This window comes from Longimicrobiaceae bacterium (assembly GCA_035696245.1).
Lineage (GTDB): Bacteria > Gemmatimonadota > Gemmatimonadetes > Longimicrobiales > Longimicrobiaceae > DASRQW01.
The window spans coordinates 1-11,174 of record DASRQW010000035.1; the positions used below are offsets into that span (position 1 = coordinate 1).

Genomic DNA, 11,174 nt, shown 5'->3' on the forward strand with positions numbered 1-11,174 from the left:
GCACCCTCGACCCATCCCCCCGCCTCGTCGTCGCCCCGGTGCTCGGAGCCCTGGCGGTGGCGGGGCTGGCCAAGTGGGCGCCGATCATCCGGGGCCACGGCATCCCCGAGGCCATGGAGGCCATCCTCCGCCAGCAGAGCCGCATCGCGCCCCGCACCGCCGTGGCGAAGCCGCTGTCGGCCGCCATCGCCATCGGCACCGGCGGCCCGTTCGGCGCGGAGGGGCCGATCATCGCCACGGGCGGCGCGCTGGGCAGCATCGTCGGCCAGCTCCTGCACATCACGGCGGACGAGCGGAAGACGCTGCTCGCCGCCGGCGCCGCGGCGGGCATGGCCGCCACCTTCGGCAGCCCCGTGGCCGCCGTGCTGCTCGCGGTGGAGCTGCTGCTGTTTGAGTACCGCCCCCGCTCCGTCGTCCCCGTCGCGCTCGCGGCGGCCACGGCGACCGCCGTCCGCATCGCGCTGGTCGGCTCCGCCCCGGTGTTCACGATCCCGACGCTGTCTCAGCCGGGCGGCGCCGCGCTGGCGACGTACGCGCTGCTCGGCGCGGTCGTGGGTCTCGCCGCGGTGTTCGTGACGCGCGTCTGCTACGCGATCGAGGACGCGTTCGACCATCTGCCGATCCACTGGATGTGGTGGCCGGCACTGGGCGCGGTCGTCGTCGGCGTGATCGGGTACGTCGAGCCGCGCACGCTGGGCGTGGGCTACAGCAACATCGACGCGATCCTCTCCGGCACCATCGCCGGTCGGGCGCTGGTCTTCCTCGTCCTCCTGAAGTTCATCTCCTGGGCGGTGTACCTGGGCAGCGGCACGTCTGGCGGGACGCTGGCGCCGCTCTTCACCATCGGCGGCGGGCTGGGGGCGGCGCTGGGTGCCGCGGCGGCGGTCTTCCTCCCCGAACTGGGCGTGGACCCGCACGTCGCCGCGCTCGTGGGGATGGCGGCCATCTTCGCCGGCGCCTCGCACGCGCTGCTCGCCTCGGTCGTCTTCGCGTTCGAGACCACGCGCCAGCCCATGGGTCTGCTGCCGCTGCTTGCCGGTTGCAGCGCGGCCTACCTGGTGTCGCTGCTGCTGATGCGCAACTCCATCATGACCGAGAAGCTGGCGCGCCGCGGCACCCGCATCCGCACGGAGTACGAGGTCGACCACCTCACCCACGTCTTGGTCCGCGACGCCGCCGCGACCGACGTGGTCACCGTCTCGGCGATGGACTCGCTGGGCCGGGTGCGCGCCTGGCTGCGGTCGCGCGTGGAGGGCAGCGGCCACCAGGGCTTCCCCGTGGTGGACGATGCCGGCCACCTGCTCGGCGTGGTCACCCGCCGCGACCTGCTGGACCCCGCGTACGAGGACACGCTGCGCATAGCCGGCCTGGTGGGCCGCGCGCCCGCGGTGGTGTACGAGGACAACACGCTCCGCGAGGCCGCCGACCACATGGTGGACGAGGGCGTGGGCCGCCTGCCCGTGGTCTCCCGCGAGGACCCGCGCGTCGTGATCGGCATCGTCTCGCGAAGCGATCTCCTCTCCGCCCACCGCACGCGGCTCGACGCCGCGCACCAGAGGCAGCCGCCGCGCGGGCGGGTGCCGGAGCGGGAGATGGAAGGCGTGGTGTAGAAAGCGGAGAATCGGCAGAGAGTTACAACGGAGAAGGGCCCTGCATCACGGAAGATGCGGGGCTCTTTTGCTGCGGGGGGAGGCCCTCTCCCCCGGCCCCTCCCCCAAAACTGCCTGGGGGAGGGGAGACCAGAAGCGTGGACCGTGGGGTTGTATCGGTGGCAGAGTTTGGTCACGCGGAGGTGGGTACCGCGCGTAAGCCTCACCGCCGCAACACACTGCCCCCTCTCGCTTGCGGGGGAGGGGCTGGGGAGGGGGCATCTCTGGTCCAGACCGGGTAGATTGTTTACAGATCAGACCGGGAGGATCGTTTACAGCCAGAGCGGTTTAACGTGCATGACACACCGTAACGGGAGGTGCGTCATGCCCTGGCTGGAGACGAGTCCGATGGATGAGCGCATGCGTTTCGTGGTGACCCACGCTCAAGGGCTGTACTCGATGACGGAGCTGTGCCAGCGCTTCGGCATCAGCCGCCCCTGCGGGTACAAGTGGCTGGAGCGGTGTGCGGCAGAGGGCCCGCACGGTCTGGCGGACCGGAGCCACAGGCCGCACCGCTGCCCGCACAAGATCGACGGTGAGGTGGCGGAGACGATCCTCGGGCTGCGGCGCAAGCACCCGACATGGGGACCGATCACGCTCCTGGCCTACCTGGCGAAGCACAGCCCCGGCCTGGAGCTGCCGGCGCCGAGCACGGTGGGCGATCTGCTGGCCAGAGAAGGCCTGGTGCAGCCGCGGCACCGGCGCGCGAAGCCGGGCCGGAGCGAAGGAGGCACGCTCCACACCTCGGAGCCCAACGAGGTCTGGACCGCGGACTACAAGGGGCAGTTCCGCACGCGGGACGGGAAGTACTGCTATCCGCTCACGATCCAGGATGCGTACTCGCGCTTCCTGCTGTTGTGCGAGGCGCTGCTGTCTACGCGGGGCGAGGAGGCCAAGCCGTGCTTCGAGCGCATGTTCCGCGAGTACGGGCTCCCGCGGGCGATCCGGACCGACAATGGGTCGCCGTTCGCCTCGCCCACGCCGCTACGGCTCTCCCAGCTGAACGTCTGGTGGATCGAGCTGGGGATCACGCCCAACCGCAGCCGGCCAAGGTGCCCGCAGGACAACGGCAGCCATGAGCGGATGCACGAGAAGCTGACCCCGACGCGCTTCCCGCCTGCCCAGAACCAGCAAGGCCAGCAGGTGAAGTTCGACGATGTGCGCGAGGAGCTGGACTACGTGCGGCCGCATCATGCACTGGGCCTGAAGACGCCGTCCGAGTTGTACGTACCTTCGCCGCGGCCGATGCCCGAGCGGATCCCCGAGCCTGAGTATCCGGGCCACTGCGAGGTGAGACGGGTGCGCGGCGTGGGAACCGTCCGCTTCCGCGGGCGCGAGATCTTCATCAGCGAGGTGCTGGCGAGGAAGACCGTCGCGCTGGAGGAGACCGCCGAAGGAATGTGGTCGGTCTTCTTCTATCACGTGAAGCTGGGACGTTTCGATGAGCGCTTGGGGAAGCTGTTCCCCTAGCCCCGGGAGCGCGGTGGCGGCCGTGTTGATACGGGGCCAACATTCCCGTGGGGCTGCTTACGCCTCACCGCGATGGAGAGACGAGGAGCAACCAATCGGGAGGGGGAGACTGTAAACAATCCTCCCGGTCTAAAGTGTAAACGATCAACCCGCTTGCTCACATCCGTCCGCCTCCAACCTCCCTCTCGCGCAATCGAACATCTGTTTGAACGCCGATCTGGCGCGGGGAGCGGCGTGGCGGTTATTGTGTCTCGATACGCTACATCTCGGCGTCCTGGCTCTCCGCGACCTGCCGGTCCTCGGCGGAATTCCTCGCCACATCTCGCATTCCCCCTTGGCTTTCCTCTACGTCTTCGTGCGCTCCGAGTCGTTCTCGTCACTGTGGCCGCCGCTCGCGGAGGCGGCGGGCGGGGAGCTGCGCGCCGGTGCGTCCGTCGAGGAGCTGGGGACGGTGCGGGACGCGGTGGCCGTGATCGTCGCCGTGGGCGGGGTGGAGGAGGAGGCGGAGGATGCGGTGCGTGCGCTCGCCGCCGCCGGGTCGCCGCCGCCGATCGTGGTGGGCGCGCGGGCGGATCACCGCTGGGCCGCGGCGCTCGTCCGAGCGGGGGCGGCGGACTGCTTCGCGCTGCCGGGAGATGCGGATGCGCTGCGGGGCGAGATCGCGGAGCGGGCGCGTCGACGGGCCGAGCGTGCGGCGGGCGCACGGCTGGCGGAGGTGGAACGGCGCTCGTTCGACTTCCGCCGCATCATCGGCGAGAGCCCGCTGCTGCGTGCGGCGCTGGACCGTGCGGCGCGCATCATCCCCCGCGACCGGGCGACGGTGCTCATCACCGGCGAGACGGGCACGGGCAAGGAGCTGCTGGCCGAGGCCATCCACCACAACGGCCCGCGCGCCGCCGCGCCGTTCGTGGAGCTCAACTGCGCCGCCATCCCTGCCGGGCTGCTGGAGTCGGAGCTGTTCGGCCACGAGAAGGGCGCCTTCACCGACGCGCGCTCCGCCAAGCCCGGCCTCTTCGAGTCCGCCGCCGGGGGCACGCTCTTCCTGGACGAGATCGGCGACCTGCCGCTGGCGCTCCAGGGCAAGGTGCTGAAGGCGCTGGAGGAGAAGGCGGTGCGCCGCCTGGGCGCCGTGCGCTCGCGCGAGGTGGACGTGCGCATCATCGCCGCCACCCACGTGGACCTGGCCGAGGCGGTGCGCCGCGGCGAGTTCCGCGAGGACCTCTTCTACCGCCTGAGCGTGATTCCCGTGCACCTGCCGCCGCTGCGGGAGCGCGGCGAGGACGTGGTGCTCATCGCCCGGCACTTCCTGCGCACGCTGGCCGCGCAGTACGGCATGGCCGAGCCGCCCATCCCGCCGGACCTCGCCCGCGCGCTGCTGGCGCACGCGTGGCCGGGGAACGTGCGCGAGCTGCGCAACGGGCTGGAGCGCGCGCTGCTGCTGGGTGACGGCGGGCTGGACCCGGCCGACCTATTCCCCCGCGGCGTGGCTCCCGCGCGGGTGGACGGCGCGCTGCCGTTTCCGGCGCCGCTGGCGGACATCGAGCGCGCGGCCGCGTTCGCGATGGTGGAGCGGATGGACGGCAACAAGCGCGCGGCGGCCCACGCGCTCCGCATCTCCCGCTCGCGGCTGTACCGGCTGCTGGACGGGACCGATGTCCCGGAATGATACAGCCGTAGCGGCGCAGGGCAGGGTGGAGGAGGAAGATGCGAGGATCCGTGCCGCCCCCGGCGGGAGCGCGGTTTGCCTCGTCCGATACCGATCGTGCAGCACCAACTCACGAGGAAGGCGAATGGCATCACTCCGTATCCGCGCCGCGCTGCTCGCGCTGGCGCCCCTGCTCGCGTCGTGCGACCGCGCCACGCTGCCCGTAGAGCGCGCCGAGGACCAGCTGGTCTTCCTGCGCGCCGCCCCCGGTGCGCCCCCGCTGGCCGCGCTGCACGCGCAGTTCTGGGCCGTGGCGGGCGTCACGCGGCAGGTGGAGATCCGCTACGTGAACCAGGGGGTCTACGCCGGCGACAAGTGCCTGGAGTTCACCGTTCCCGGCAACGCGCTGCTGGCGCTGCCCGACGGGCATCGCGTGCAGCCGGGCGATTCCGTGCTGATCACGGTGGACGTGCCCGATCCCGACGCGTTCCGCTTCGAGTTCCAGCCCGCGGGCCTGCGCTTCGATCCTTCGCACCCGGCGCAGATGCGCGTCTCGTACAAGTGGGTCGATCCGGCAGATGCGGCGCGCGCGCGCGACTTCGCCGTGTGGCGGCGCGAGGCGCCGGGCGAGCCGTGGACCCGCGTGCCCACCTCCCGCGCCGAGGATGCGCAGGAGGTGATGGCGCGCGTCGACGGGTTCTCGCAGTACGCGCTGGCCGGGGGGCACCGCTCCTCGCCCGCCGCGTCCGAGTGAACGGAAGCCGCCCGCGATGGAAGCCGCCGCCCCCGCCCCGCTCCCGCTGACGCCGGAGGACGCCCGCGCCCTCCGCGCGGCGGCCGCGTGGCCGGAGCTGGCCGCGCGCGGCGACGTCACGGACGAAGCGGCGCTGCTGGCCGACCCGGCGATGGGCTACGCCGTTGCCGCCGCCAGCCGGATGGTGGGCCGCACCGGCCGCGCGATCCGCCTGGGCGAGCAGGTGGAGGCCGAGGCGCGCCGCCGGGGAGACGCGCGCCTCGCCGCCGAGGCGGTGAACCTCGTCGGCAACGCGCTCTTCGAGGAGGGCCGCGTGGGCGAGGCCGACGAGCGCTTCCGGCAACTGCTGGACTACGCCTCGCAGGCGGACGATGCGGAGATGCTGGCGCGTGCCACGAACAACCTCGGCATCCTGGCCGACGTGCGCGGGCGCCGCGACCAGGCGCTCGCCTTCTACGGACGGGCGCTCGCGGCCTTCCGCCGCGCGGGCGACGTTCGCGGCCTGGCGCAGACGCACCACAACCTGGGCGTCGCCTACCGCGAGCTGGGCTTCGGCGGCGAGGCGGACGCGCACCACCAGCGCGCCGCGGACCTGGCCGGCGGCGCGGGGCTGGACTACATCGTGGGCCTGGCGGAGACGGGGCGCGCCATCCTGCGCGTCCGCGGGCGAGACGGGCGGCTGGGCGAGGCGATGGCGGAGCGGGCGATGGAGCGCTTCGAGCGCCTGGGCGACCCCGTGCGCCGCGGCGAGGCGCTGCGGGTGATGGCCGCCGCCGCCCGCCTGGACGGCCGCGACACCGAGGCCGCCGCCCGCCTGGACGAGGCGCTGCTCGCCGCGCGCACGCACGCCAACGCGCTCCTCCGTGCGGACGTGCAGCGCGACCGCGGGCTCCTCCTGCGCGACCTGGGCGACACCGCCGCCGCCCGCGAGGCGCTGCTCGACTCCGCCGCCGCCTTCGACCTCCTCGCCGCCGCGGACCAGGCCGCCGCCCTCCGGATGATCGCCGCCGACCTCGACGGAGCCGACGACGAGCCGCGATCTCCCTGAGTGATCGTCCTCCGGCTGATCGTCTCTCATCCGTCCGCGAGGGTCGGTAGACGGTGGATGGATGGGCTCCCAAGCGCTCTCCTGTGGCGCAACAAAGCACCGTGTCTCGCTATGAGACACGGTGCTTTCCTTCGATCACGGGTCGCTGGCCGCTAAACCGTTGTCCCGCAACGCTCCGCGTATCCATCTTCCGGCGGAGCACCGATTGCTTTGTGGAGATGCCGAACCGACGTGCTCCGATGCGCATCACCTCCCGTCTCCGCCATTCCGTTCGTCCCTCGCGGCGGAGATGCGGGTTGGATCATCGAGCCCGTCTCCGGCCTCATCGGCCGCCACTTCATCTCCAGGTGTGACATGAACCGCCCCGCCCGCATCGCCTGCCTCGCCGCCTCCGCGCTCGCCTTCGCCGTCCTGCCCGCGTGCAGCGGCGGCGGCGGGGGCTCCGGCGGCGGGACGACCAACCCGCCCACCACGGGCACCATCTCCGGCAGCGTGACGGCCGACGGCGCCGGCGTGAACGGCGCCACCGTCGCCATCACCGGAGGCGCGAGCGCCACCACGGGCAACAGCGGCGCGTACAGCTTCGGCAACCTGGCGCCGGGCAGCTACACCCTGCACCTCACGCGTCCCGCCGGCTTCACCCTGGCCACGGGCGAGGACGACACGAAGCCCGCCACGGTGCAGGCGGGCGCCACCAGCAGCGTCACGTGGTCGCTCCACAACACCAACGCGTCGAACGACATCCACATCGGTGCGCAGGACTTCAGCCCGCCGGACAAGACGGTCTCGGTCGGCGCCACGGTTCGGTGGATCAACGACACGCCCACGGCGCACACCATCACCAACAACGTCGCGGGGCAGGCGGGCGCGTGGGCCAGCCACGACATCAGCGGCAGCGGCACCACGTTCACGCACACCTTCACCACGGCGGGCGTCTACGACTACCACTGCACCGTCCACGCGGGCATGACGGGCCGCATCGCCGTGCAGTGACGGACGGGCGGGCGGGAGGCACCTGGCTGCACGTCAGGTCGTACGGGTTCCCCGACTGCTCCTCGGACCCGGCGTCTCCCGTCCGTCACCGTTCGGATAATTCGCCCACTCCTCCCCTGAGAATCCAGATGACCGCCCACACCTCCGCCGCGCCGTGACGCGCCGCATCGCCGCGGCGCTCGCGCTCGTCCTCGCCGCCGCGCCCGCGGCCGCGCAGTCCACGCTGGAGACCTCGCCCAACATCGCCGGCACGTGGACCGTCCGGTCCGGAACGGCGACGTTCGTCTTCGCGCACCGCTTCGTGAGCCTGCACGGCGGCGACGAGATCCAGAACTTCCCCACGCTCACCCTGGCGTTCGGGCTGCCGCACGGCTTCACGGTGGGCGCCGACCACACCAGCAACAGCGAGATCGACCCCGCCAACCTGAACGGCAACGAGACGGATTACTGGGTGAAGCGCGCATTCACCCTGCGCCCCGGCACCGTCGTCGCGCCCATCGCCGCGTACAACGCCGAGGCGCACAGCGCCGACGGCGCCATCAGCCTCAACCAGCGGGTGGGTCCTCTGACGCTGCTGGCGGAGGGGCGCGGCTACTCGAACATGTTCCACACGGGCGATGCGGGCTTCGCGGGCACGGTGGGCGGCGTCTTCCACATCAACCGCTACCTGGGCCTCACGGGTGACGTGGGGCGCGTGCTCTCGTCGGACACTTTCGGCACGGTGTGGAGCGGCGGCGTGGCACTCGCCATCCCCGGCAGCCCGCACACGCTCTCGTTCCACGCCTCCAACGCAGGTGCGACGACGCTCCAGGGCGCCTCGCACCGCCGCGCGCTGTTCACCGACAAGATCCGCTACGGCTTCACCTTCACCGTGCCGCTGGGCGGACCCGCGCGCTGGCTTCAGATCATCCACCCGCACCCCGCACCCCCGCCGGCCGACTCCGCCTCCGCTCCGGCCGCGACCGCCGCCGCAGCCGCGGTGCAGATGCGCGGCTACGCCTTCCGCGCTCCCGAGGTGCACGTGCGCGCCGGGCAGAGCGTGCGCTGGACCAACGAGGACGACGACGAGCACACCGTCACGGCCAAGGACGGCGCGTGGAACAGCGGCCTCATCGGCCAGCACGGCTCGTACGTCCATCGCTTCGACACTCCCGGCCGCTACGAGTACTACTGCATCCCGCACCCGGACATGGTCGGCGTCGTGATCGTCGAGTAGCCATCGGAAGATGCTGGATGCAGGACGGGGACGATGCCAAGCCGAGCATCGTCCCCGTTCTCTTTTTCCCCGCCGCCGCGCTCCGGATGCGCAACGGCCGATGTGCGGCAGCCGATCGTCTAGGTGGGATGTGCGTCCGCGGATGCGGCACCGTCGCACGCGGCTCGGCGGAAGCGCAGCCGGGAGCGGCCGGTGTCCATCCGCGCGCTACGTGTACTGCGCGATGCGCTTGCCCAGGCGCTCGCGGTACGAGCGGCTCAGGCGCAGCTCGCTGCCGTCGTGCAGCACCACCGCGTAGTCGCCGCTGAACCACGGCCTCAGCTCCCGCACGTGGGAGAGGTTCACCACGTACGAGCGGTGGATGCGCACGAACACCGCCGGGTCCAGCCGCTCCTCGAGCGTGCCGATCTTCTCGCGGATCAGGTAGGCGCCGCCCGCCGTGTGCAGGCGCACGTAGTTTCCGTCCGCCTCGATCCAGGCGATCTCGGGTGCGCGCACGACCTGCACCTTGTCGCGCGTTCGTACCATCAGCCACTCCAGGTGCTCGGGCGCGGCAACGGGGGCGGGCGTGCGCATCTGCTCCACCAGCGCGCGCAGGCGCTCGTCCAGCGCGCCGTCGTCCGCGGGGGCCGCGGGGCGCGGCCGTGCGCGGCGCAGCGCGTCCGCCAGCCGCACGCGGTCGAACGGCTTGAGCAGGTAGTCCAGCGCGTGCACCTCGAACGCGCGGATGGCGTACTGGTCGTACGCCGTCACGAAGATCACCGCCGGCATCCGCTCCGCCCCGATCTGCCCGATCACCTCGAACCCGTCCGCATCCGGCATCTGCACGTCCAGGAACACCAGGTCGGGCGCGAGCTGGGGGATGACCTCCACCGCCTCGCGCCCGTTGGCGCACGTGGCGACCACGTCCGCGCCCTCGCCCTTGAGCAGGCGCACCAGGCGGCGGCGCGCCAGCGGCTCGTCGTCCACCACCACCACGCGGAGCGCGCTCAAACGGCCTCCGCCACCGGCGGCGTGCCGGTCCCCGCGCTCAGGATCGACGTCTCCACCTCGCCCGCGGGCTGGAAGGGGATCACCACCGTCGCCACCGTGCCGCCGTCCTCGCCCGCGCGCACCTCGAAGCGCTGCGCGCCGCCGTACATCTCCGCCAGCCGCTCCCGCGTGTTGCGCAGCCCCACCCCCTCCCGCCGCTCGGCGGACAGGCCTTGCCCGTTGTCGCGCACCTCCAGCTCCAGCGTGCCGCCCCGCCGCGCGCCGGAGACCACGATGCGGCCCGCGCCCGCCATCGGCGCCGTGCCGTGGCGGATGGCGTTCTCCACCAGCGGCTGGAGCACGAAGTTGGGCACCAGCGCGCGCCGCGCCTCGGGCGTGATGCGCATCTCCACCTGCAGCCGGTCCTGGAACCGCGTGCGCTGGATCTCCAGGTACGCGTTCAGCAGCTCGATCTCGCGGCCCAGCGGCACTTGCTGCGCCGCGGCGTCGTCCATCGTGAGCCGCAGCAGGTCGCCTAGGCGCGCGATCATCAGGTCCGCCGCGTCGGGGTCTTCGTGCACCAGCTCGGAGATGGCGTGCAGCGTGTTGAAGAGGAAGTGCGGCTGGATCTGCGTCTTCAGCGCTTCCAGGCGCGAGGTGGCCAGGCGCGTGGCGAGCTGCGAGGCGCGCAGCTCCCGGTCGTGGTACTTGCGGTAGTATTCGACCCCGTGGAAGGCGCCCACGATGACCGTGTACCACTGCAGGTCGTAGTGGAAGGTCCACGCGAAGTACGACCAGTACGCGAACGGCTCCTCCGGGTAGTTGTACGACCCCAGCAGCGCGTTGATGAGGATGGAGAAGCACGCGCACGCCACCGCGGCAACCACGTGCACCGGCAGGCTGCGCCGCCAGGTCGACCGCCCCAGCGGCCACCGCCGCGCCACCGCGAAGATGACCGGCGTGAGCAGCGCCCACACGTACGCGTCGGCCATGTTGCCGATGACCGCGCGGTAGTCCGGCATCCGCTTGGGCCGGTTCACGAACGCGAGCGTGAACACGCGCGACGTGAAGAAGGCGCCCACCAGCGTCCACACCGCCAGGTTCACCGGCCAGAAGCGCGGCGACCACGGCGCCTCGCGCACGTCCGAAGGCTCTATGTCAGGAGGCATTGGTCCGGCCGGGAGATGCGGGGAAGGGAAACCCTCACCTTCAATGGTATGCACCCATCCCCGCAGAGACAACACGCGCACCGGCGGCCCCCTCCCCCAGCCCCTCCCCCAAAACTGCCTGGGGGAGGGGAGCCTGCTCCACGCCGCGGCAGCCTCCGCCTCGCTCGGTAGAAGGACAATATCGGGCTAAGCCACAATCCTGCATGCAGTTCTCCCCTCTCCCGCTTGCGGGGGAGGGGCCGGGGGAGGGGGCACCCC

9 protein-coding genes are annotated in these 11,174 nt (G+C 72.0%); 7 read left to right on the plus strand and 2 right to left on the minus strand.

What is annotated here, in order from left to right; all coding sequences use genetic code 11:
- The 7 genes from VFE05_01475 to VFE05_01505 all read left to right on the plus strand — a co-directional run.
- Window positions 1-1,610: chloride channel protein (locus tag VFE05_01475; protein HET6228715.1), on the plus strand; the 1,610-nt coding region annotated here is incomplete at its 5' end.
- A gap of 387 nt (window positions 1,611-1,997) precedes the next feature.
- On the plus strand, window positions 1,998-3,119 hold the full coding sequence (locus tag VFE05_01480; GenBank protein HET6228716.1) for an IS481 family transposase: 1,122 nt from the start codon (window positions 1,998-2,000) through the stop codon (window positions 3,117-3,119).
- Window positions 3,120-3,453: 334 nt separating this feature from the next.
- Complete coding sequence (locus tag VFE05_01485; GenBank protein ID HET6228717.1) at window positions 3,454-4,785, plus strand: sigma 54-interacting transcriptional regulator; 1,332 nt, start codon at window positions 3,454-3,456, stop codon at window positions 4,783-4,785.
- 124 nt (window positions 4,786-4,909) lie between these two features.
- Entirely contained in the window at window positions 4,910-5,518 is a 609-nt protein-coding gene (locus tag VFE05_01490; GenBank protein ID HET6228718.1) for a hypothetical protein, read from the plus strand.
- A 16-nt stretch (window positions 5,519-5,534) separates the two neighbouring features.
- Window positions 5,535-6,566, plus strand: a complete 1,032-nt coding sequence (locus VFE05_01495; protein ID HET6228719.1) for a tetratricopeptide repeat protein — start codon at window positions 5,535-5,537, stop codon at window positions 6,564-6,566.
- 354 nt (window positions 6,567-6,920) lie between these two features.
- Window positions 6,921-7,559 carry a carboxypeptidase regulatory-like domain-containing protein gene (locus VFE05_01500; protein HET6228720.1) on the plus strand — a complete coding sequence of 213 codons (639 nt, stop codon included), beginning with the start codon at window positions 6,921-6,923 and terminating at the stop codon, window positions 7,557-7,559.
- 154 nt (window positions 7,560-7,713) lie between these two features.
- On the plus strand, window positions 7,714-8,775 hold the full coding sequence (locus VFE05_01505) for a plastocyanin/azurin family copper-binding protein (GenBank protein HET6228721.1): 1,062 nt from the start codon (window positions 7,714-7,716) through the stop codon (window positions 8,773-8,775).
- A gap of 207 nt (window positions 8,776-8,982) precedes the next feature.
- On the opposite strand, the gene VFE05_01510 is transcribed toward VFE05_01505, so the two are convergent.
- Complete coding sequence (locus VFE05_01510) at window positions 8,983-9,768, minus strand: LytTR family DNA-binding domain-containing protein (protein ID HET6228722.1); 786 nt, start codon at window positions 9,766-9,768, stop codon at window positions 8,983-8,985.
- Window positions 9,765-10,916 carry a histidine kinase gene (locus tag VFE05_01515; GenBank protein ID HET6228723.1) on the minus strand — a complete coding sequence of 384 codons (1,152 nt, stop codon included), beginning with the start codon at window positions 10,914-10,916 and terminating at the stop codon, window positions 9,765-9,767. The genes VFE05_01510 and VFE05_01515 overlap by 4 nt, the downstream gene beginning before the upstream one ends.
- Window positions 10,917-11,174: the final 258 nt, after the last annotated feature.

What these genes read in the sequence shown, in the direction of transcription:
- VFE05_01515 (HET6228723.1), bottom strand. Translation starts at nt 10,916, where the DNA reads ATGCCTCCTGACATAGAGCCTTCGGACGTGCGCGAGGCGCCGTGGTCG.
- VFE05_01500 (HET6228720.1), top strand. Translation starts at nt 6,921, where the DNA reads ATGAACCGCCCCGCCCGCATCGCCTGCCTCGCCGCCTCCGCGCTCGCC.
- VFE05_01495 (HET6228719.1), top strand. Translation starts at nt 5,535, where the DNA reads ATGGAAGCCGCCGCCCCCGCCCCGCTCCCGCTGACGCCGGAGGACGCC.
- VFE05_01490 (HET6228718.1), top strand. Translation starts at nt 4,910, where the DNA reads ATGGCATCACTCCGTATCCGCGCCGCGCTGCTCGCGCTGGCGCCCCTG.
- VFE05_01480 (HET6228716.1), top strand. Translation starts at nt 1,998, where the DNA reads ATGGATGAGCGCATGCGTTTCGTGGTGACCCACGCTCAAGGGCTGTAC.